General features: G+C 64.9%; 20 protein-coding genes. 7 read left to right on the forward strand and 13 right to left on the reverse strand.

Annotation, left to right across the window (positions count from 1 at the left end; all coding sequences use genetic code 11):
* Positions 1–2: 2 nt before the first annotated feature.
* From BLV07_RS31425 to BLV07_RS31445, 4 genes are all read right to left on the reverse strand, one after another.
* The gene (locus BLV07_RS31425; protein ID WP_091893689.1) at positions 3–1,151 is read right to left on the reverse strand and encodes an amidohydrolase; all 1,149 of its coding nucleotides are present in this window, start codon (positions 1,149–1,151) and stop codon (positions 3–5) included.
* Between the two features lie 292 nt (positions 1,152–1,443).
* Positions 1,444–2,532, reverse strand: coding sequence for a mandelate racemase/muconate lactonizing enzyme family protein (locus BLV07_RS31435; RefSeq protein ID WP_091893691.1), 1,089 nt, complete (start codon positions 2,530–2,532; stop codon positions 1,444–1,446).
* A 143-nt stretch (positions 2,533–2,675) separates the two neighbouring features.
* Entirely contained in the window at positions 2,676–3,869 is a 1,194-nt protein-coding gene (locus tag BLV07_RS31440) for a M20/M25/M40 family metallo-hydrolase (protein WP_091893693.1), read from the reverse strand.
* A 135-nt stretch (positions 3,870–4,004) separates the two neighbouring features.
* On the reverse strand, positions 4,005–5,252 hold the full coding sequence (locus tag BLV07_RS31445; RefSeq protein ID WP_091893695.1) for an MFS transporter: 1,248 nt from the start codon (positions 5,250–5,252) through the stop codon (positions 4,005–4,007).
* 301 nt (positions 5,253–5,553) lie between these two features.
* Here BLV07_RS31445 and BLV07_RS31450 point away from each other — a divergent pair, with 301 nt between their 5' ends.
* The 4 genes from BLV07_RS31450 (at position 5,554) to BLV07_RS31465 (ending at position 9,954) form a co-directional block, all read left to right on the forward strand.
* Positions 5,554–6,984, forward strand: coding sequence for a TAXI family TRAP transporter solute-binding subunit (locus tag BLV07_RS31450; RefSeq protein WP_091893697.1), 1,431 nt, complete (start codon positions 5,554–5,556; stop codon positions 6,982–6,984).
* A gap of 156 nt (positions 6,985–7,140) precedes the next feature.
* Positions 7,141–7,365: a hypothetical protein gene (locus tag BLV07_RS31455; RefSeq protein WP_091893699.1), complete on the forward strand. Its 225-nt coding sequence runs from the start codon at positions 7,141–7,143 to the stop codon at positions 7,363–7,365.
* A gap of 177 nt (positions 7,366–7,542) precedes the next feature.
* Complete coding sequence (locus BLV07_RS31460) at positions 7,543–7,722, forward strand: hypothetical protein (protein ID WP_091893701.1); 180 nt, start codon at positions 7,543–7,545, stop codon at positions 7,720–7,722.
* A gap of 324 nt (positions 7,723–8,046) precedes the next feature.
* Positions 8,047–9,954, forward strand: a complete 1,908-nt coding sequence (locus BLV07_RS31465; protein ID WP_091893703.1) for an outer membrane protein assembly factor BamB family protein — start codon at positions 8,047–8,049, stop codon at positions 9,952–9,954.
* An 80-nt stretch (positions 9,955–10,034) separates the two neighbouring features.
* Here BLV07_RS31465 and BLV07_RS31470 read toward each other — a convergent pair whose 3' ends face one another.
* The 4 genes from BLV07_RS31470 to BLV07_RS31485 form a co-directional block, all read right to left on the reverse strand.
* Positions 10,035–10,424, reverse strand: a complete 390-nt coding sequence (locus BLV07_RS31470) for an avidin/streptavidin family protein (protein ID WP_244551255.1) — start codon at positions 10,422–10,424, stop codon at positions 10,035–10,037.
* 10 nt (positions 10,425–10,434) lie between these two features.
* Positions 10,435–11,955, reverse strand: coding sequence for a CYTH and CHAD domain-containing protein (locus BLV07_RS31475; protein WP_091893753.1), 1,521 nt, complete (start codon positions 11,953–11,955; stop codon positions 10,435–10,437).
* A 79-nt stretch (positions 11,956–12,034) separates the two neighbouring features.
* Complete coding sequence (locus tag BLV07_RS31480) at positions 12,035–12,310, reverse strand: HGGxSTG domain-containing protein (protein WP_091893707.1); 276 nt, start codon at positions 12,308–12,310, stop codon at positions 12,035–12,037.
* The gene (locus BLV07_RS31485; RefSeq protein ID WP_091893709.1) at positions 12,307–12,933 is read right to left on the reverse strand and encodes a hypothetical protein; all 627 of its coding nucleotides are present in this window, start codon (positions 12,931–12,933) and stop codon (positions 12,307–12,309) included. The genes BLV07_RS31480 and BLV07_RS31485 overlap by 4 nt, the downstream gene beginning before the upstream one ends.
* A gap of 447 nt (positions 12,934–13,380) precedes the next feature.
* On the opposite strand from BLV07_RS31485, the gene BLV07_RS31490 reads away from it, so the two are divergent.
* On the forward strand, positions 13,381–14,355 hold the full coding sequence (locus tag BLV07_RS31490; RefSeq protein WP_091893711.1) for a Bug family tripartite tricarboxylate transporter substrate binding protein: 975 nt from the start codon (positions 13,381–13,383) through the stop codon (positions 14,353–14,355).
* Between the two features lie 41 nt (positions 14,356–14,396).
* Here the strand turns inward: BLV07_RS31490 and BLV07_RS31495 are convergent, their stop codons facing one another.
* Both BLV07_RS31495 and BLV07_RS31500 read right to left on the reverse strand, forming a co-directional pair.
* Positions 14,397–14,864, reverse strand: a complete 468-nt coding sequence (locus BLV07_RS31495; protein WP_091893713.1) for an NUDIX hydrolase — start codon at positions 14,862–14,864, stop codon at positions 14,397–14,399.
* 83 nt (positions 14,865–14,947) lie between these two features.
* Positions 14,948–15,910, reverse strand: a complete 963-nt coding sequence (locus tag BLV07_RS31500) for a lytic transglycosylase domain-containing protein (protein ID WP_091893715.1) — start codon at positions 15,908–15,910, stop codon at positions 14,948–14,950.
* Between the two features lie 182 nt (positions 15,911–16,092).
* Here BLV07_RS31500 and BLV07_RS31505 point away from each other — a divergent pair, with 182 nt between their 5' ends.
* Positions 16,093–17,127 (forward strand): L,D-transpeptidase family protein, encoded by a 1,035-nt coding sequence (locus BLV07_RS31505; protein WP_091893717.1) that lies wholly within the window; start codon positions 16,093–16,095, stop codon positions 17,125–17,127.
* Positions 17,128–17,189: 62 nt separating this feature from the next.
* On the opposite strand, the gene BLV07_RS31510 is transcribed toward BLV07_RS31505, so the two are convergent.
* Together BLV07_RS31510 and BLV07_RS31515 are read right to left on the reverse strand one after the other, a co-directional pair.
* Positions 17,190–18,047, reverse strand: coding sequence for a VOC family protein (locus BLV07_RS31510; protein ID WP_091893719.1), 858 nt, complete (start codon positions 18,045–18,047; stop codon positions 17,190–17,192).
* 147 nt (positions 18,048–18,194) lie between these two features.
* Positions 18,195–19,397 carry a urate hydroxylase PuuD gene (locus tag BLV07_RS31515; RefSeq protein WP_091893721.1) on the reverse strand — a complete coding sequence of 401 codons (1,203 nt, stop codon included), beginning with the start codon at positions 19,395–19,397 and terminating at the stop codon, positions 18,195–18,197.
* A 228-nt stretch (positions 19,398–19,625) separates the two neighbouring features.
* On the opposite strand from BLV07_RS31515, the gene BLV07_RS31520 reads away from it, so the two are divergent.
* Positions 19,626–20,963 carry a PQQ-dependent sugar dehydrogenase gene (locus BLV07_RS31520; RefSeq protein ID WP_091893723.1) on the forward strand — a complete coding sequence of 446 codons (1,338 nt, stop codon included), beginning with the start codon at positions 19,626–19,628 and terminating at the stop codon, positions 20,961–20,963.
* 188 nt (positions 20,964–21,151) lie between these two features.
* Here BLV07_RS31520 and BLV07_RS31525 read toward each other — a convergent pair whose 3' ends face one another.
* Positions 21,152–21,952, reverse strand: coding sequence for an SDR family NAD(P)-dependent oxidoreductase (locus BLV07_RS31525; RefSeq protein ID WP_091893725.1), 801 nt, complete (start codon positions 21,950–21,952; stop codon positions 21,152–21,154).
* Between the last annotated feature and the right edge of the window lie 23 nt (positions 21,953–21,975).

A 21,975-nucleotide genomic window follows, 5' to 3' on the forward strand; every position in this document is an offset into this window, starting at 1 on the left:
GCCTAGTTCGACGCCAGCGCCGTCTTGGCGACCTCGGCCATCCAGCTTGACGCGACCGGGAGGATCGTGTCGTTGAAATCATAGCGCGGGCCGTGCAACTCCGCGCCGTCACGCAAGTCCCCATTGCCGATCCAGACGAAGGCGCCCGGCCGCTGCTGGAGGTAGAACGCAAAATCCTCACCGGCCATGCTGGGCGCGAGGTCGCGCCGCACGGGAGCCTGCACCTTCGCCGCGGCGATGCGCGCGAGGCCCGCTTCCGCCGGCGTGTTGATCACCACGCCGACACCCATGACGATCTCGGGCGTGACCTTGACGCCAAAACTGGTCGCGATGCCAGCGCAGCTGCGCTCGATCCCGTCGAGGATGGTGTCCTTGACCGCATCGCGGTGGTACCGCAGCGTGCCGCGGATCACGACGCGTCCGGCGATCTGGTTCGGCGCGGTGCCGCCTTCGATCGTGCACAACGAGAGCACGGCGGTGTCGAGCGGATCGACGCCGCGCGCCACGATCGATTGCAGCGCCACGATCAAATGGCCGGCCGCCATCACCGGATCGCGCGTCAGATGCGGCATGCCGGCATGCCCGGCATGGCCCTCGATGGTGATGGTGATGCGCCCGCCGGAGGCCATGACGACGCCGTCATGGACCGCGATGGTGCCGGCGGCAAGGCCCGGCCAGTTGTGGAAGCCGAACACCCGTTCCATCGGAAAGCGGTCGAACAGCCCGGCCGCGACCATCGCGCGCGAGCCGCCAAAGCCTTCCTCGGCCGGCTGGAAGATGAAATCGACCGTGCCGCTCCAATCGGTGTCGGCGGCGAGCAGCGCCGCCGCGCCGAGCAGCGAGGCGGTGTGCCCGTCATGGCCGCAGGCATGCATCACGCCGGGATTTTTTGAGGCGTAGGGCAGGCCGGTGTCCTCGGTGATCGGCAGCGCATCCATGTCGGCGCGCAGGCCGACGCGCCTCTGCGCATGCCCGCGCATCAAGGTCGCGACGATGCCGTGCCCGCCGATGTCTGAGACGAAGGGGATGCCGAGCTCGGTGAGCCTGTCCTGCACGAAGGCGGCGGTGGCCTTCTCCTGCAGGGACAATTCGGGATGCGCATGCAGGTGCTGGCGCCACGCGGTCAGTTTCTGGTGCAGCTCGGGTGTCAAGGTGGAGGCTCTTGGGTGATGTCGGTTGCGGCTATCATATCGAAGTCTGCGACCTGTGCATCCAGCAGACGAGAATAGCACGCGTGCAGCAACGATCAGTCTGATGATGGCCGATGAGCCCAATCTTGCCGCGGCCCCACTTACCTCTCCCGCTTGCGGGAGAGGTCGGCGCGTAGCGCCGGGTGAGGGTTCTTTCGCCTAGGAGATTGTCCCGTTGCGGAGATACCCTCTCCCCAACCCTCTCCCGCAAGCGGGAGAGGGAGCGCACCTCGTTCGCGGCCACGATTGAACGCTACCCCGCCAGCTTCGCCAGCCCCTTCCAGTCAAAACCAATGCCGTGGCCGGGCCGGTCCGGCGCCAGCGCCATGCCGTCCTTCAGCACCAGCGGATGCTCGATATATTTGTCCAGCCCGAAACCATGCGCCTCCAGATAGGAGCGGTTCGGGCAGGCCGCGAGCAGATGCACGGTGATGTCGTGCGCACCGTGGCTGGTGACCGGCAGGTTGAAGGCCTCCGCCAGCCGCGCGATCTTCATGAATGCACTCACGCCGCCGCAATTGGTGACGTCGGGCTCGGGATAGGACACCGCCCCACTGGCGATGTAGTTCTTGAACTCCCACAGCGAACGCAGATTCTCGCCGGCCGCGATCGGCACGCCGCCGGCCTGCATGATCCGCGCGTGGCCTGCGATGTCATCGGGGATGATCGGCTCCTCGAGCCAAGTGAGGTCGTAGGGAACGAAAGCACGCGCAGCGCGGATCGCCTCCTCGACGGTCCATTTCATGTTGGCGTCCGCCATCAGCGGAAAACCGTCGCCGAGATGCTGCCGCATCGCGGAGACGCGCGCGACGTCGGATTTCAGGTCGGGCCGGCCGACCTTCATCTTGATGGCGCGAAATCCCTTGGCGAGATTGCCGTCGGTCTGCTTGAGCAGCTCATCGACGGAAAGATCGAGGTCGATGCCGCCGGCATAACACGGCACGGCCGCGTCGAAACCGCCGAGCAGGCGGAACAGCGGCAGCTTGGCGCGCCGCGCCTTCAGGTCCCACAGCGCGATATCAAGCGCGGACAGCGCCAGCATCACCGGCCCGCCGCGGCCGCCATAATGCAGCGCCCACCAGAGGTGATGCCAGATCGCTTCGGTGTCGTCGGCCTCGCGTGCCTCGATCTGCGCGGGGATCTCGCGCGTGAGGATGTCGGCGACGGCGCCGCCATTGCGCCCGACGGTGTAGGTGTAGCCGACGCCCTCGGCGCCATCGGCATCACGGATGCGGCAGGTGATCAGCTCGAACGCGGCGATCTCGCCATGGGTGGAGTCGGAGAGCGTGATGGGGAGGGGGATCCGGTAGAATCCGGTCTCGGTCGTTGCGATGCGCGCCATGTGGCCTCCCTGTTTTTTGTTTCGTAGGGTGGGTTAGCACGCGGCTGCGCGAAGCGCAGTCCGCTGGCGTAACCCACCGTTTCTGCATCCGCGGCGAGAGCGTTGGCGGGTTACGCTGCGCTAACCCACCCTACAGGCTTATCTCATCGCATCGTCGCGAGCTGAAGCGCCAGCGCGCAGGCGCGGTCATATTCGTCGAGATTGATCCATTCGTCGATCGTGTGCGCCTCGTTCTGCCCCGCGCCGAAGGTCACGGTCGGAATGCCGTGGCGGACCATCCAGTTGGCATCGAGGCCGCCATTGGCGGCGCGGACGTTCGGAGTTCCGCCGACGGCAGAGACCGCCGCGATCGCGCGTTTGACCACGGGCAGGCTCTCCTTCATGCGGAACGGATAATAATCGGTCTGCGCCTTGAACTTGACCTTGCCGGATTTGCCTTGCGCGTTGGTGACTTTCTTGGCCGCGTTCTCGAACGCGGCCTTGTAGGCCTTGGTGATCTCCTTGAAGAACTTTCCGTCGTGGCTGCGGCACTCGCCGCGCACATGCACGTAGTCGGTGACGACATTGGTGGCGTCCCCCGCGGGGCGGCCCTCGCCGCCGGTGACGGGACCGACATTGCTGGTGCCTTGCTGCTTGCCCTTCATCACCTTGCCGAACCAGCCGCCGGCCTTCACCTCGGCGAGCGCCAGCGCCATGATCATGGTCGAGGAGATGCCGCGCTCCGGCGCCACGCCAGCATGGGAGGCGCGGCCGAAGATCTCGACGGTCCAGCGGTCGGCGCCGACCGCGCCGATGACGACATTGGAGGCCGAGCCGCCGTCATAGTTGAACGCCATCACCGGCGAGCCGAGCTCGTCGAGCTTGACGTGACGCGCGCCATAGAGCCCGCTCTCCTCGCGCACGCAGAACAAGAGCGTGATCGGAGGATGATCGAGCTTCTGCTTTTCGAGCTCCGCGGCCAGCGTCACCAGCACGCCGCAGCCGCAGCGATTGTCGCCGCCAAGCGCGGTCTTGGCCGCGTTGACGATCTTGCGGCCCGATTTCTTGGGTCTCGCACCGGCGCAGAGCGGCACGGTGTCCATGTGGGTCATGAACATGATGCGCGGCTGGTTGTGCAGCGCGCCGCGGCCGGGCAGGTCGACGATGAGGTTGCCGGTCTCGGTCGGCACGGGAATGCGCGTGTTGGCATCGTCGAGCCGGATCGCCTTCGCCGGCACGCCACTCTCCTTCAGCGCAGCCGTGAGCTCTCGCCCGATCGCCGCCTCCTGTCCCGTCACGCCCTCGACAGAGAGGAAGCGCATGAGGCGGTCGGTGGCGGCTTTGGTGTCGACGGGCATGAGTGATTCCTTTGGCGGGCGGGGCGCGTCATCCTAGAGCATGATCCGGAAAAGTGTGCAGCGGTTTTCCGAAAAGATCATGCTCAAACAAATAACCTAAAGCGCGATGACGATTCATTCCGATCTCATCGCGCTTTATGGGCTTGGCGAGGTGTAAGCCAAGAAGATCAGCACGCCGAATGCCAGCATGGCAGCCATGAACAGCAGCACCGCCGGCAGACCGGCGAGCGCCGCCACCGCGCCGGTGACCGACTGCATCAAGGCCGCGCCGAGAAAGAATGCGAGGTTCACGGCCGCGAGCGCCTTGCCCGTGGTTTGCGCATCGACCAGCTGCCGGGACATGCCGAACAGCAGCGGCTGCGCGGAGGTCGCAAGGCCAATGAGCACGAACAGCACAAGGTCGTATTGTGGCGGCATCGACGGCAGGCCGAACAGCACGGAGACCGCGTAATGCGGCGCCCCCAACGCCATCAGCGCCAGGAGCAGCGCCCCGACCATATGCGAGGCCGCTACCAGCGCGCGGCGATGGCCCAGCCTCCGGTCGATCATGCCGATGCACAGGGGGCCGGCGATCATCGCCAGCGTGAACGCGCCGAGCTGGTTGCCGGCCTCGACCCGCGACAGGTCCTTGACCTGCATCAGCCACGGTCCGCCCCACAGGCCGCGCAGCACCAGCGAGCTCGCGAGCGACACCAGCGCCAGCGCGATCAGGCCGCGCAAGGGCCGCGACAGTCCGAGCCGGAGCACCTCGATCATCTGCGACAGCGGCGAGGAATCGTCCTTGTGCTCGGCCGCCTGGTGCGGCACCAGCGCGAACACGGCGAGCGCCACCGCGATGCCGCCAGCTGCGGAGATCCAGAACCCGGCGCGCCAGCCCCAATTGTCGACCACGAAGGCGAGCGGGCTCGACGACAGCAGCATGCCGATATTGCCGATCGAGAGGATCGCGCCCGACCATAGCCCGAAGCGGCCTGCCGACAATTGCTTGGCGGCAAGGGTCATCGGGCACATCAGCATGCCCGAGGTGGCAACGCCGAGCAGCACCTGCCCGACTGCAAAGCTCGTAGGCCCGGTCGCAAACCCCGACGCGATGGCACCGATCACGGTTCCCGCGAGCAGGCTGAGCGCCACCGGCCGCACGCCGAAGCGATCCATCGCCGCGCCGACCGGGATCTGCGCCGCGGCAAAGGCGAAGGGATAGACCGAGGTGAGGCTGGCGAGCGCCTGCGGCTCCATGTCGAAATCCGCCGCCATCAGGTCGAGGCTGACGGCCGGAATGGTGCGCAACAAGGTCGAGAGCATGTGGCCGCAGGCCAGCGCAAGCAGCGCAAAGATCAGCGCGCGGGTGCCATCTCCCGCGTCTTTCGTGGCAGCGGTCGTCATGGGCGTCCCGTCCCGAGAAGATTTCGGATCGGCGTACATGATCGCGGGGCGGGCGCCAATGGCAGCAGCGGGACCCCCTCATTCCGGAATGTGGCTTCTCTGGATCTCCGCGCGAATGACCAGGTGCAGGCAGCCGGCAATCAGCATGACCCTTGCCGGGTGCCGGCCGTCACGACGGCGCGCTTGGCAGGCGTTCAGGCCGCGGACGGTTGTGAACCAGGACGGCCGCCAAGACGTTATGCTCGGGAAAACGTGGTATCCTGCGCAGCGGGAGGCGCCTTGATCTGCGGTGGCAGCGGCAATGTCCTCGTCCGAGAGCCCAAGTCAGACGACCAGTGACGCGGCCCGCCGAGAGCGGAGAAGGAGCAATTCCTTACTGTTGGTCCTCGCCGTTGGATTTCTTGTTTTTGGCGCCGCAGCGGGTGCACTCTATTATGCGTTGCGGCCGGACGTTCTCCGGATCGCCGTTGGACCGCCGGGCAGCGACGACTACAAAGTCATTCAGGCGATGGCCGATGCCTTCGGCAGCGAAAGCCGAACGATCAGGCTGGCTCCGATCAAAACCGAAGGGGCGGTGGAGTCTCTCGCCCTGCTTGGGGCTGGCAAGGCGGACCTTGCCGTCGGCCGCGGCGACCTTGAAATGCCCGCCGCGGCGCAGACCGTCGCTGTCTTGCGCAAGAACTTCGTTGTGCTGTGGGCGCCGTCTGGACTTGCCGGCAAGGGCTCGAAAAGAAAGAGCCCGCCGAAAATCAAGGAGGTCGCCGATCTCGCAGGGCGCCGTGTCGGCGTGATCGGGCGGACCCCGGCGAACGCCGCGTTGCTGCGCGTCATCCTGAGCGCCGCCGGAGTGCAGGCGGACAAGGTCGCGGTGACGCACTTTGGCACTGAACAGATCCAGGAGCTGGCGCGCGATCGCACCCTCGATGCATTCATGGCGGTCGGGCCGCTCGACAGCAAAATTACATCGGAGGCCGTCGTGGCAACGGCGCGGGCACGCGGCGAACCGAAGTTTCTCGCCATCGAGACATCGGAAGCGATCGCCCTGAAGTATCCCCGCTATGAATCCGAGGAGATTCCGCCCAGCGTCTTCAATGCGGATCCAGCTTGGCCGGATGACAAAGTTGAGACGGTCAGCGTCAGCCATCTCATCGTGGCGAGAAAGACCTTGTCCGAAACGACGGTCGCCGCCTTTTTCCGGCAGCTCTTTGCCGTTCGCCAGACGATTGCGCGGCTGGCCCCCGGGGCTGCACACATCGCCAAGCCGGACCTCGAGAAGGACACCGAACTTCAGGTCCATCGGGGAGCGGCGGCCGTCATTGACGGCAATGAACGCACCTTCCTCGACCGTTATGGCGACTACTTCTGGTTCGGGCTTCTGCTTCTCTCCGGAATCGGCTCGGCCGGCGCCTGGTTGCGTCGCTATTTGAACCGCGACGAAAGGGAGGACAACACCAGCCATCGCAAGAGAATCCTGGCCATGGTGTCCAGCGCGCGGACCGCGGAATCCAATCAGGAACTTCTGGCCCTGCAGCGCGAGGCCGACGCCATCATCGCTGAAACGCTGGAGTGCTACGATGACGGCGCTATCGAGGGTGAGGAGCTGGCGGCATTCGGGCTGGTGCTCGACCTCTTGAGCAATGCCATTGCCGAGAGGCGAGCCGCGTTGCAACGCGCCACCCTCGAAACCGTTCGCGGCGCGGTAGCGGGCCATGGCGTTACGCCGCGCGGATAAGGTCGGCCATCTCAACCCTGTCGTAGCTGGCTCCGCGGTGCCCGCGACGGCTGCCACCCGCCTCGCCGTACTCATCTCCGTTCGGGGGCCTTCAGTCGGCGGACGATAGGAACAAAAAAGACATCGTCGCTCTTACCTCGGTCAGGAGATCTATTCATGCTGTCCTCAAGACCGCCACGGCCCATCCGCACAACGCTCGATCTTGCGAACGCAGTGCAGGTCAAGTCCGTACGCAGGCGGCTTCGCATCTCCAATACCGATCTGGTCAGGATCGTCGACAAGATCGGCAACTCTCTAACGGCCATAGAGAAGGAAGTGGAGATCGAGAAGCTGACCGTTCAGCAGTGTAATGCCAAGGATACGCCCACGACCCTCGAATAAAATCCAAGTCATCAAGTCGAAAAGGAGAATTGCGAAGAACGGCCTGATCTAGCTCATAGGGCTCGTCGTTGTGATCGCGGCCATTCTTTCGTTCTTCGGCTTGCGATGACCGTCTCGGTCCTGCAGGCTGACGCACCGCCGATCCGGTGAAGTCATTCGCAATTTCGCGTGCAGCAAATGGATGATCCGCACCAGGTGAATACCATCATCGCCACGACGGTTTGCGCGTTCTTCAAGGGACATCCTGACGTCCAAATCGGAACCGAAGAAGCCAAGCTGCTGGCCAAGCAGATCACCGAAGCGCTGAACGAGGCTGGGCTGCAGATTGCTGCCGTCAATGAGATCACGCCGCGCTAGCGCGGACATCAATCCGCTTAAAGTCCCGATGGATCCAATCCGCCGAAATTGGCTCTCTGTGGACCCTCACCGTTCCTGCGTCCCGTTTGCGCCCGAGAACTGCACTTTCGGGTACTTCCCGAAGCGCCGACGAGGCAGACGCCGCGCAAGCGGATAAGCCGCGGCGCGGGCGGCCCGTCACAGGACCGTATCGCGAGATGACCGCCACCGGTAATCCTGGATCCCTCAAGCTCGCTTTGGTTGTTTATTCGTGGTACGCGTTGACGACCCGCGCGCTGATCTTCTGTTGCCGAAGCACGCTTCAGTTATGCGAGGGAGGCGAGAATGACGAGTACGGCCAGGCGCCGCTCTGGATGCACGCTCTCCGCACGCCTCCTGCTTGGAGTGGGCATATTGCTCACTGGCGTGCTTCCGGATCATGCGGAGGAGGCGCTAAACTCGCGCGGCGAGGTGCTCTACCGCACGCGCTGCGCATCGTGCCACGAGGGTGGCGTGGCACGCGCGCCTGACGCCAACGCGCTGTGGCAATTCAGGCCTGAGCGCATGAGCTTTGCCTTGATGTTCGGCATGATGAGCCAGCAGGGGCGCGACCTGAGCCAACGCGAAATTCAGACCATCGTTCGCTATCTCGTCGGGACAGCGCCGGAGCAGCAGCAACCACTGCCGGATTCCACGTGCGATGTGCGGGGCCCCGCGCTGGCGGACGCTTCGTTGCCGCGCTGGAACGGCTGGGGCGTCGACATCGCTCAACACCGGTTTCAACCCGCTGCCATGGCCCAGCTTTCGCCGGACGATGTTCCGCGTCTGAAGCTCAAATGGGCGTTCGGCTTTCCCGGCGATACCAGAGCCTACGCGCAGCCGACGGTTTGGGGCGGCCGGGTCTTCGTGGGCAGTGCGGGGGGCAAGGTCTATGCGCTGGATGCCAGACTTGGCTGCCAGCGCTGGGTGTTCGACGCCGGCTTCGGCGTACGCACCGCGATCACCATCGGCGAGGATGAGCGGGGCACGACCGCCTATTTCGGCGATCAACGCGGTGAAACTTATGCGCTCGATGCCGAGAGCGGAAAGCTGCTGTGGAGGCGACGTGTCGATGCGCATGCGGGGGCCGTGATCACGGGCGCGCCGACATTGGCCAATAATGTGCTTTATGTGCCAGTTTCCTCCGTCGAAGAGGTATTGGCGATCGATCCACGCTATTCTTGCTGCACCTTCCGCGGTCTGATCGCCGCGCTCGACGCCAGGACCGGCGAGGTGCTGTGGCGCGGCTATGTCAGCCCGCCGGCCCAGCCAATCCGCCTCAACGAGATCGGTGTCCAACTCTTCGGACCCTCTGGCGGCGCGATCTGGTCGTCGCCGACCGTCGACCTCAAGACAAGTCGGATCTATGCGACGACGGGCGACAGTTATCTGGACCCGGCTTCCACGACCTCCGACGCGTTTGTGGCCTTCGATCTGGGCACCGGACGGCTCGTCTGGTCGCGGCAGCTGACCGAGGGTGATGCCTACAACGTCGCGTGCAGCAGCCAGTATCGCGCTAACTGCCCCGGGACCAAGGGTCCCGATTTCGATTTCGGCTCCTCTCCGATGCTGGTCGATCTACCTGACGGACGTCGTGCGCTCATTGCCGGCCAGAAATCCGGCATGGTGTACGCGCTCGATCCGGACCGCGATGGTGCCATCATCTGGCAGCGCCGGGTGGGACTCGGCAGCACGCTCGGCGGCGTGCAATGGGGCTCGGCTGCGGATGATGCGAACGTCTATGTCGCGGTGTCGGATGTCGGCATGAAGGCCGTGCCGCCGGCCGCCGCCGGCGCGCAGAAATCGGTCTTCGGGATACCCATGAAGCTCGATCCAAGTCAGGGCGGCGGGCTGTATGCGATGACCCAGGCGACGGGCGAGATCGTCTGGCACGCGGCACATCCGGGCTGCGGTGATCGGCCGGGATGCAGCCCCGCGCAGTCGGCTGCGGTAACCGCCATTCCTGGTGTGGTGTTCTCCGGCGGACTGGACGGCCACCTGCGGGCCTATGCCGCCAAGAGCGGCGAGATCATCTGGGACGTCGACACCATGCGGGACTATGCGACCGTAAACGGCGTGTCGGCGCATGGCGGCTCGCTCGATGGACCGGGACCGGTGATCGCCGGGGGCATCCTCTACGTCAACTCGGGCTACACCAATTATGGTACCGCGCCCGGCAACGTGCTGCTCGCCTTCACCGTGGACGGACGCTAGGCGGGGAGTTTTCGCGCAACGCGGTTGGAATTCACGAGAAAGTCCGCTGTGCGCCGTAAGCAGAGCGAAGCGGACACGATTTACGCGCCGTAGCTCCGTTCGAACGTATCGACGTTCGTGGTCACGGCGCGCCACCAGTTCACCGGTTTCAGCTTCGCCGGCTCGCCCTCCCTGGCCGCGCTCAGCGCTTGGTCTGCGATCACGAACCAGGCGGTCTCCATCTTTCCGTGACGCAGCAGTCCGGTATAGGAGACGGCCCGGTCGCCCGTCGCAGACGAGCCCACCGCGACAAAGGCGATGCAATTGCCCTTGTGAAACCCGGTGATCGGCACCGCCTGCCCGTAAAAACCGCTGTCTTCGAGCGCGGTCTCGAAATTCCCCGCGATGCGGCCGTTCGCATCATCAGTGATGCGCAAGATGGAGCCGAATTGATTTCGCCAAGTGCCGACCCAAGCCATGTCGGATCCCATGTCGGTGCTCCTACGCTCGTCCATTCGGCGCCGCGCGCAGCCGGCGCAACCGATGCAGCTCGTTTGCTGCGTCCTGCATCAGGCCGCCCGCGGCCTTGCGTTCCGCACCGACGATGATGCCCGCCGCGAAAGCCTGGGCGCGGCGGTGCGCAGGCGGCGCCGTCAATGCAGCCTCCGTCGCCAGCTCGCAATGCGCCATGAAGTTGTTCAGCGATCCCAGCGCGGATTGAATCTGCTTCAGCCGGTCGGACAGGGCTGCGAGCTCGTTCTGGTCGCCATCGCTGTAGAGGCTCTCGAAGAAATCCACGGCGTAGCGAATCTTCTTGATCTTGATCCGCAGCTTGTGACGCTGCATCGGATCGAGATCGTTCAGGCGATTGCCCTGCTTGCGCGCCTTCCGGATGCGCCGATCGAGCATCTCCGCGGCGTAGGCGGGGATCGTGCGGTCGTCATCGGTGTGAGGCCGTCCGCCTTCGATCCACTCGATCACGTCGATCAGCAGGCGGCGGTAACGCCCCGACATCACGGCCTCGCGTGCGCGCTCGAATGCCGCCTGTCGTTGCCCGGAGAACCTCTTGCGGATCGCGCGGGCGCCGCGTCGCGGCACGTCCTGCTCGGTGATCGGCCGGATGCTCTCGTTCAGGAACACGTCGATTTCACGCGCAGGCGCCAGTTCGCCCGTGAGCCATTTCAGCTCGGCCTTGATCCGCGCAGTGCTCGCGCGCGGCAAGATATCGGCGAACAACGAGATGGCCGCCCGCAGGCGCCGCAGGCCGACGCGCATCTGATGGACCCCTTCGGCGTCCGTGTCACGCACCGGATCGGCATTCGCCGTGACCTGACGCAGCGTCGAATGCGCGATGATTCGGAAGGCCTCGCGCGGCGACAGCCCAGCCTTCAGCGCGATCGGTTCGGCGCGTTGCGCGCCGCCGCCACCGCCCGCGACGAGCAGATAACCTCGCTCGGCCTTCGAGCGCAGATCGAGCTCTGCCCCAGTGCTGCGCTCGACATCGCGGGCAAGGCGGAACAGGTCTGCAACATGGCCGGACTTCAGTTCCAGCTCCAGCTCGGCAACCGGCCGCGAATGGCGCCCGGCGCTGATGCGACCGCGGTCGACCGCAAGTTCAATCTGGCTCTTCCGGACGCGTCGGGCCTGCGCCATGCGATGAATGTCGGTCCGGAAGACCGGCTTTAGCTTGCGAGGGAGCTTTCGGGTCGCAAGGTCCTGGAGCGGCGTATGTCTCGTCTTGCTCAGGTCGGGGTTTGCACCGGAAACCTCGTGCTCCCATTCGCCCCGCGTCACGCTGCCCGCGCCGCCAGCTTTCACGGTCTGCACGTAGCGGCCCTCGATCTTGCGGACGCGCAACGTCACGCCATGGCGTTTGAGCTTATGCTTGGTCGTATCGTAATAGGTCGACGCGAGCGACTGTTCGCACTGGTCGCCGCGCCGCCCGCTCAAACGGCCGTTCCGCAACACTGACGACAAGTTTCGCGGCGCAACGCGGAATTTCAGTTCCGTTTCGGAGGTCATGGCGAATTCTTCCATTTGCGGAGTTCAAAGCGATGCCAGCGCGGGAAGTTCCGACGCCGCGAGCATTTGAATCCGGACGCTAACCTGACTTCAGCTCGGCCAGCAGCTTCCTTGTCTCACCCAGCAGCACCCGGATCGCGCGCTGCTCCGCTAGTCCGTCCTGTGCGAATGCGCCATGCTGCCGCGCATTCTGATTTCCCCTCGGCGCGCCCGATCCCCACGCGCCGCCGTGCATGCGGCAGCGGGCCTTGCCATGCAGCGCCGGCGCGCGGCAGACGGTGCCGCCGCGCGTCCGTGCGCCGCAGCGCGGGCTCGACTGCATGGCATCCGTGTTACGGACGTGATCGCGGCTCATGCGCTGGCGCCGTTCTCCGCCGTGGTCGTTTCTGCATTCGCAGTGGTATCCGTCGCGCTCGCTTCCGCCACGATGACGCTCGCATGCTGCGTGACGTTGCCCACGATGGCGCTACCGCCGTCCTGCACCGACACATTCTGCACCGTGATGGCGCGCTCGCCGCTGCTGCGGTGGCGGCTGAGCGCCTCGATCTGGGCTGCAAAAGTTCGGGCGAGCCGGGTCAATGCGCGGGTGATCCCTTCCTGCTGCTGAAGATGGTCGGTGAAGGCGAGGCGGCAGGCGGAGCGCATCGCCGCGACGTGGACGGACACCATCTGCGCCACCAGCATGGCCTCGACCGAATCCCTGGGTGCGATGCTCTTCATCATCGAGATCATGAAGGCGAGGTTGGCCTCATTGGGCTTCCGCTCGATCACGCTCGCCTTGAGCAATTGCTTGAGGATGCCGTGCAGCGCGTCGCGATCGACTGCGCCGAGCGCCTCGGCCAGCAGCCGTTCGCCAGTTTGCGCGTCGGGATGTTGGATCTCCAGGCGCCGTCGGGTGAGCTTGATCCGGGGCGTGGGTCTGCTGCGATCCGTTGCCGCGATCGGTGACATGCTGGTGCGATGGGGAAATGGCGTCATGTCCTAAGGTCCTTTGCTGGCGCTGGCGCGAGCGCTTGCGGCGCGAAGCCGGTCGCGCGCGTGCCGCGCGGTGATTGCGATTTTCAGATGTCGATGAAGGGCTTACGTGCAACCAGCTCGAGCCGCGCAGGGCTGAAATGGCCCTGGCGCTCACGGCCGTTGCGATCATGCCATTATGCCGGTGTTTTGCCCGACGTGTCAATTCGAGTTCGTAATACTAGAAATGTGCCTTGTCCTGCCCAAGTCGTTGTTTCGACAACGGTCGGCTACTGTGCATGGGGTTGTTTTCGCATTTTTTGTTGCGGAGCTGCTCTCTCGTGCCGCGCGGCGGAATGCCGGCGCGCAGACGCGATTGCGAATTTCGGCGCCGCCGCTCATCATGTCCCTCGAGCGCGCCGCGCCAACAAGCATGCACAAGCGGCGCGATGAGGTCTGGGGAAGGAACGAATGCAACGAACGCTTCGCCTGATGACGATTGTCGCCGGATTGTGCGTGACGACACAGGCGCTCGCGCAGAAATATCCGGCGCGGCCCATCAAGATCGCGGTCGGCTTCAGCGCCGGCGGCCCGGTCGACGTGGTCGCGCGCATCATCGGCGATCGCTTAAGCAACAAGCTCGGCCAGCCCTTCGTGGTCGAGAACCGCGCCGGCGCCAATGGCATGATCGCCGCCGAAGGCGTCGCGCGCGCGGACGCGGATGGCTACACCATTCTCGCCTGCAACTCGTCCACGATCACGCTCAATAAGACGCTGTTCAAAGATATCCGCTACGATCCGGAGAAGGACTTCGCGCCGCTCACGACCGTGGTCTCGGCGCCGCTGGTGCTCGTGGTCAATCCGGAGAATCCCAAGACCGCCGGCATCAAGACCGTGGCCGATCTCGTCGCCGCCGCGAAGGCCGCACCCGGCGCGCTCGCTTACGGCTCGGGCGGCAACGGCAATCTCGCCCATCTCGCCATGGAGCTGCTCAGCCAGAAGGCCGGCATCAAGCTGATCCACGTGCCTTATCGCGGCGGTTCGGCGTCCGAGGTCGGCCTGCTCGCGCAGGAGGTGCTGGCGGTGTTCGATCCGCTCTCCGCCGTGCCGCTGGTCAAGGCCGGCAAGTTGCGCGCGCTGGCGGTGTCGTCAGCCGAGCGGCTGCCGGCGCTGCCCGATGTGCCGACCGTTGCGGAAGCCGGCTATCCCGGCTTCGACATCTCGTTCTGGGTCGGCTTCTTCATGCCGAAGGCGACGCCGGCACCGATCCTGGAGACGCTGCACCGGGAGATCGTCACCGCTGCCAAGGATCCTGCGGTTGAGGAGAAGCTCGGCTCGCAGGGCGTGGTCAGCGTGCTCGGCCCGACTGAGTACGCCGCCAAGATCACGAAGGAAACGAAGGAGCTTGCCGAGGTCGTGGCCGCCGCGAACATCAAGGCGGAGTAGGAAAGTCTGCTTTGCTCGGAATAGCCGTCATCGCGACGCGCCTACTCGCCGCTGGCCAATCGCTCTAGCCGATCAAGCAGCGGGCGTTGTCCTGCATTGATCCTCTCCTGCGCCTCTTCAAGCGTGAACCATTCGGCACGGTCGACCTCCGGGAAGGTCTGCCGTTTGCCGCTGCGTGGCGGCCATTCGATCTCGAACGTGTTGCTGCGAATGTTGCTCGTATCGATGTCGAGCTCGGCAGCAAACGCGGTGACGAGCTTGCCGCCGCGCTGCTTGACCTCTCCAAGCGCGATCAGCGGCACGGACAGCTCAAGCTCAAGCTCAAGCTCTTCGGCAAACTCCCGCCGCGCGGCGATTTCCGCATCTTCTTCGTCCGCATATTCGCCCTTCGGGATCGACCATGCGCCGAGATCCTTGTTGCGCCAGAACGGCCCTCCAGGATGAACGAGGAGAACCTCGAGCCTGCGGCGCTTCCGATAGGCGATGATCCCGGCACTCTTCAATGGCATCGCAGGTTCCGTGCGGACACAGGGTCCATCCCCCTGTCCGGGAAAGTGGAACGGAGCGTTTTAGCGCTCGGGCGGCTCCAAAACTAGCCGGAAGGCCGTTCGCGTGATGCGAAGCGAACGGCGCGTGCCTTCGCGCTCTTTCCGGCCGCGCGTGCTGCAATCATGCTGCGCGCCTTGCCGTGAGCCGAAGTGTTCTTCCGGAGCATGGTTGCGAACCGCTTGCGGGCGCGGCTCGCCGTCAGTCGCGCGGCAAGCTGTTCTGCCTTGCGGATGATGGTCGTGACCGATGGCGTCAGGTTGACCGGAACCCAGGCAACATCCCTGGCTTTCGAGAGGCTGCCGATGCCTTCGCACGGCGCCTCGCGTGGCAGGTCGATCCGGATTGCGAGCGCTTCCGCGCGTTCGGTCCAGTCCTCGGCCTTGGTGCCGGTGATGATGCGGACATAGTCGCGCGTCTCGCGCGGCAGCTCGCTCTCCTTGGCAAGCCACTTCTGGATGCGGCCGGGACCTGCGTTGTAGGCGGCGGCGGCGAGGCCGAGATTGCCGAAATCGTCACGGAGCTTGCGCAGGAATTTTGCCGATGCCGGCAGCGCCTTCATGGGATCGAAGGGATCATCGAGCCCGGCCTCGGCCGCGGTCTCCGGCATGAACTGCGCGACGCCCTGCGCGCCGGCGTGGCTGACCTCGTTCGACTTGAAGCGGCTCTCCTGCCAGATCAGGCGCGCGAAGAACGGCACCGGAATGCCGCTGGCCTCGGCGGCTTCGCGAAGCGCGTGGCAGAACCGGTCTGTCGGTGAAACCGGACCCTCGGCGACGGTCTCTGCTGCGCGCGGCGGTTCGCCCTTCTCCTCAAGGGCCGCGTGTGCATTGGCGAGCTCGATGGCCTGCACGCTGGCGAGGAAGAGTTCGACCACCGGAACAAGTGGCGAGGCATGATTGTTCTGAAGAATAGTGGTGTCGAGTGTTGATGTTTGCCGGGACGCCGACGGATCGAGGTTGCACGTCAAAATCATGAACGCGGCGCAAGCCGCGACGACAAATCGCATTTGCTGGGGCAACCTCGAACTGTGGGATGTACGGCCAGCGATGCGCCGGCGATAAGGAGTTCTTAACCGCGCGATTGCGGCAAAGCTGCGGTCTCATGGGTTCCGTCGGTGTTACTACGGTGTTCCCAAAGAGAAACTCTCCGCGGTTTTGCGGATCACTTTGCGAACTGGGACGAGCGATCATGATGCGATGGATGCTTGGCGCGGTGATGTCGCTCTGGTTCTTCTGCCCGGCATTCGCGGGAAATCTCGACGCAGTGGCGGTGAATGATGCTGCGCGTCCCGAAAAGCAGCCGGCAACCGACAAGCTCAACGCTTCGGTGATGAAGCTTCAGATCTTGCTCGATCGTGCGCAATTCTCGCCCGGCCAGATCGACGGCAAGTTCGGCGAGAACGCGCAGAAGGCGATGAAGGCGTTCGCCGAGCAGAACGGGATCGCCTTCGACAAGACGATTGCCCCGGAACTGTGGGACCAGCTGAGCGCGGCGAGCGAAGGTCCTGTCGTCGTCGACTACAAGATCACCGATGCAGACGTGAAGGGGCCGTTCCTCAAGAGGCTGCCGGCCAAGCTCGACGAGATGAAGTCACTGCAGGCGCTGAGCTACACCAGTCCGCTCGAAGGACTCGCGGAAAAATTCCACATGAGCGAAGAGCTATTGAAGACGCTCAATCCAAGGAAGGCTTTCGACAAAGCCGGCGAGACGATCGTCGTGGCCAACGTTCCGGCGCGACGGGAGCTTCCGCGCATTGCGCGGGTCGAGATCGACAAGACGCGAGCGACGTTGAAGGCGTTCGACGGCTCCGGTCATCTCGTCGCGTTCTACCCGGCGACGATCGGCAGTCCGGATCGTCCGACGCCGATGGGGACGCTGAAGGTAACCGGCACCCACGAGCAGCCGACCTATCACTACAATCCCGAGTACAAGTTCAAGAGTGTCAAATCGAAGAGGCCGTTCGACATCAAGCCGGGGCCGAACAATCCGGTGGGTTCGTACTGGATCGGACTGTCGGCGCAGGGCTATGGCATTCATGGAACGGCGGAGCCCGACAGGGTCAGCAAGTCCGCGTCTCACGGCTGCATCAGGCTCACCAATTGGGATGCGCGTGTGCTCGGCGAGAACGTGAAGCGCGGCACACCCGTCGTCTTCCTCGATGCGCCGACGGATACCTCCTCGAGGCAGCAGGGCAAGACGGCCGGCAGCCGCGCCTCGAACTAGTCTTTGGGAAAATCCTTGCGCATCGCGATCTCGGTCAACGCTTGTTAGAGAACTCGTTCAAATCAGCCGGCAATGAAGGCGAGCAGGGTGCCGTTGGCCTTGGCCGGCGGCACGCAGATCGCAGCCCCGCTGCGCACAGCGACTGATCCCAGCGCCTTCTCGGTGGCCGCGAGATCGCCGCTGATGAGCACCAGCGCCGCGCCGCCGCGCTCTGAGAGGCGCGCGAGCGGCACGCCGGGATAGCGTTTGCCGAGCTGGTCCAGCGTCAGATAGACGAAGTCAGCGCGATCGCCGCCGGAGGGCACGGTGACCGCGCCGTCGGCATCCGTTTTCGGCTCGCGGTCGATCAGCCGGCCGAGATGCGCGGCCTCCTTCGCGGGCTCGGGCGTTGCGATCAGCGTCTGCTTGATCCGCCTGGCCGCATTGGCGTGCTTCATCAATTCGGGAATCCACACCGTCTCGCGAGTCTTGTGCTGGCAGGCGAAGATGCGCACGCCGCCGGGCGCTTCCGCGGTCGGCCACATGAAGGTACGGAATCTCGCCGCCGAGACCCTGCCATCAGGCAGCGTCACCGGCCGTTCGAAATCGGTCGGGCCGATCGGCGTCAGGCCCCGCGCACGGATCTCCTCGGCGCCGTCGGCGGCATCGACTGCGGTGAAGGCGATGCGTTCGAGGCCTTCGCCATGCTTGTCGAGGAAGGCGCGCGCCGGGGCATTGAGCTCGGTCGCAGCGAGCACGCCGAGGAGCTCCATATAGTCGGGGTCGAACATGATGGTGTAGTTGCCGGTGCCCATATGGATGCTGTGGGTGCCGCGCGGCGATACAGTGAAGCCGAGCTGCCGGTAATTCTCGGCAGCCTGGTCGAGGTTCTTCACCATGACCACGGCGTGGTCGATACCGATGACGTTCTTGAGGGCCACTGTTCTTTCCCCGCACATGCAACTGACTTTGGCCGCGACAGCGGCCACAGCTCCTGTCTACGCCGGATAGGCGCTCAAGTCATTTTCAATTCAGTGGGAGATGCGGAAATTTCATTCCGCGAAATGCTCTGCCGACGCGCGACGGCATCAGTGCGCCTGCTCGATATAGGCGGCGACGATGGCGCGCTCCTCGCTGGTCATCTCGGTGATGTTGCCGGGAGGCATCGCGTTGGACCAGGCTGCCACACGCCCGATCAGGCGGATGTTGCGATGGATGTGCTCGGGCGCGTCGAGCAATATGCCTTTCGGCGCAGTGACGATGCCGGCCCAGACCGGCTCGGCCGCGTGGCACATGCTGCAGCGGTTCATCACGATCTCCTCGACATTGGCGAGCGTCGGCCGTGCCGGCAGCGCGCTGATCTTGGCGTCGCGCGGTCCGGCGGCGGACAGGAAGAGAATCGCGATCACGCCGAGCGCTGCGACGCCCCACACCCACCACGGCGATTTGCGCCCCGCATGCCGCGCGTTGAAGAAATGGCGGATCACGGGACCGAGCGCCAGGATGATCGCGACGATGATCCAGTTGAAGCGCGTGGCGTAGAGCAGGGGATAGTGGTTGCTGATCATCAGCACAACCACGGGCAAGGTCAGATAGTTGTTGTGGACCGAGCGTTCCTTGCTGGCCTTGCCGAGTTTCGGGTCGGGCGCCTGGCCCGCGATCAGCCTGGCCACGATCTTCTTCTGGTTCGGGATGATCAGCGCGAAGACGTTGGCGACCATGATGGTACCGATGATCGCCCCGATCTGGTTGAAGGCGCCACGACCGCTCAGCACATGGGTGAAGGCGTAGGTCAGCGCGACCAGGAACAGATAGCCGCCGATGGCGAAGGGCAGCTCGCGCTGCGCAAGCCCGGTGCGGCACGCGGCCTCATAAAGCAGCCATGCCAGAGCGAGGCTAAAGAAGCTGAACAGGCCGGCCTGGAATGGCGTCAGGTCGAGGATGGACTTGTCGACCAGGAACAAATCGGCCTCGAGATAATACACCACCACCATCAGCGCGAAGCCGGACAGCCAGGTGGTATAGGCCTCCCATTTGAACCAGGTCAGTTCGTCCGGCATCTGGCGCGGTGCGACCAGATATTTCATGATCCGGTAGAAGCCGCCGCCATGGACCTGCCAGGCCTCGCCCTGCACGCCATCAGGCAGGTCGCTCGGTAGGTCGCTTTTGGGCCTGAGGCTGAGATCGAGGGCGATGAAATAGAAGGAACTGCCGATCCAGGCGATCGCGGCAACCACGTGCAGCCAGCGCAGCAGCAGGCTCGCCCATTCCGATATGATGGATCCCCACATGATCACCCCATCAGCCGCGACACCAATGCCGCAGCTTTGAACAACCGCCGGTCGCACCCCGCCAATGTGTCGCACCGATCAGCCGCATTTTCCAGTACGATGGGCCGCGGCTGATGCCCATCGTGCGGGCATAAGCTGACGTGGGATTCGGCAGACGCATGACCTGCCGCAGAACGTTTGCGGGGCGTCGCATATTGACGTTTGAGACGCGCAGGCCGGGAGGAAGACGTGAAGAACAGGATATGGTCCGTTGCGATGTCCGCGGGATGGCTGGTCGCGGCTGCGACCGGCGCACGAGGTGAGCCGGTGCTGCAGGGCAAGGACGCCTATGGCGATTGGCGGGCCGACAAGCCTGGCACGGTCAGGTTGATCCGACCACAGGATCTGGTCAGGCCCGGGGCGACGCGGTCGGTCGCGAGCTCGTCGCGTGTGGTGCCGCGTCCGCCCGAGGCTGCGCTCCAGGTGCCGGCCGGATTCAAGATCGAGCTGTTCGCCGAAGGCTTGCGCACGCCACGCGTCGTGCGAGTCGCGCCGAATGGCGATGTCTTCGTCGCGGAGACGCGGGCCGGCAACATCCGAGTGCTGCGCGCGGGCGATGGCGGCAAGGTGACCAACGACGTGTTTGCCGGCGGACTGAGGCAGCCGTTCGGCATCGCCTTTTTTCCGAACGGCGACAACCCGCAATGGGTCTATGTCGCCAACACCGATAGCGTCGTTCGCATTCCCTATCAGGCCGGCGATCTCAAGGCACGCGGCAAGGCGGAAACGATCGTGGCAAGCCTGCCGCATGATGGCGGCCATTCCACCCGCGACATCGTGTTCACGCCGGACAACAAGCGCATGCTGGTCTCGGTCGGCTCGCTCAGCAACGTCGCAGAGGGCATGGGCACGCCGCCGGGCGGGATGGAGGCGTGGTCAAAAGCGCAGCCGCTTGGCGCGGCCTGGGCCAGCGAGACCGAGCGCGCCGCTGTGCTGGTCTTCAATCCTGACGGTAAGGAGCGGAAGATCTACGCCACGGGCCTCCGCAACTGCGTCGGCCTCGCGATCCAGCCGCAGACCGGTCTGCCCTGGTGCTCGACCAACGAGCGCGACGGCCTCGGCGACGATCTGGTGCCCGATTACGTGACCAGCGTGAAGGAGGGCGGCTTCTACGGCTGGCCCTGGTTCTACATCGGCGGCAACGAAGACCCGCGCCACGCCGGCGCGCGGCCGGACCTCAAGGACAAGGCGATGGTCCCGGATGTGCTGATCCAGCCGCACTCGGCCTCGCTCGGCATGACCTTCTACCAGGGCGCGCAGTTTCCGCCCGAGTACCAGGGCGACGCCTTCGCCGCCCAGCACGGCTCCTGGAACAGGTCGAAGCGCACCGGCTACAAGGTGATCCGCATCAAGATGAAGGACGGCAAGCCGACCGGGGAGTACGAGGATTTCGTCACGGGGTTCGTGGTGAGCGATACCGAGGTGTGGGGACGGCCGGTGGGAGTGACCGTGGCGAAGGATGGATCGCTGCTGGTGTCGGAGGACGGCAATGGCACGATCTGGCGGGTGACGCGCGTGCCGCAATGACGCTGCACCCTCCCCTGGAGGGGGAGGGTCGGTCGCGCGCAGCGCGAGCGGGGGTGGGGTGATCTCTCCACTCGGGCAGGGTTCGATGCGGAGAGACCGTCACCCCACCCCGCTACGCATTGCGCTGCGCTTCATGCGTGGCGACCCTCCCCCTCCAGGGGAGGGTAAGTGCAGCGTCCCTTTGGCACTCACCCTCGCCGCACGCTCGCCCCACCATCCACTGGCAGTGTCACGCCCGTAATGAAGTTCGCTTCATCTGATGCCAGGAACAGCGCGGCATTGGCGACATCCCATCCGGTGCCCATCTTCTTGCGCAGCGGCACCTTGCTGTCGCGTTCGGCTTCGACTTCGGCGCGGGTCTTGTGCCATTCGCGGGCGCGGGTATCGACCGCCATCGGCGTGTTCATCAGGCCGGGCAGGATGACGTTGGCGCGGATGCCGTATTCGGCGTTCTGGTAGGCGAGCTGTTCGGTGAAGGCGATCATCGCCGACTTCGTCGCCTTGTAGGCGACATAAGGATAGGTCGTGATCGCGGCCATCGAGGAGATGTTGATGATGGCGCCGCCTCTCTGCGCGCGCATGATCGGGATCACCTCTTTCGCGGCGAGAATGCAGCTCTTCAGGTTGATGGCGACGACGCGGTCGAATGCCTCTTCGGTCAGCTGCAGCAATTCGGCATCGCCGCCCGAGAGACTGACGCCGACATTGTTGTGCAGCACGTCGATCCGGCCCCAGCGCGATTGCGCGTCCGCGACCATCGCCTTGATGTCGGCGGCTTTGGTCACGTCGGCCTTGAAGGCTGCGGCCGTGCCCTGCTCCGCGGTGATCATCGCAACCGTTTCCTGTGCCGATTCCAGCTGGTGATCGACGCACAAGACCTTGGCACCCTCGCGCGCGAAGGTGAGCGCGGTGGCGCGGCCATTGCCCATGCCCTCGCCGGGGCTCTGGCCGGCGCCGACGACGATCGCAACCTTGTCCTTCAAGCGCATCTCGGTTCACTCCAGGCTCGGTC

This window comes from Bradyrhizobium sp. Rc2d, assembly GCF_900099855.1.
Taxonomy (GTDB): Bacteria; Pseudomonadota; Alphaproteobacteria; order Rhizobiales; family Xanthobacteraceae; genus Bradyrhizobium.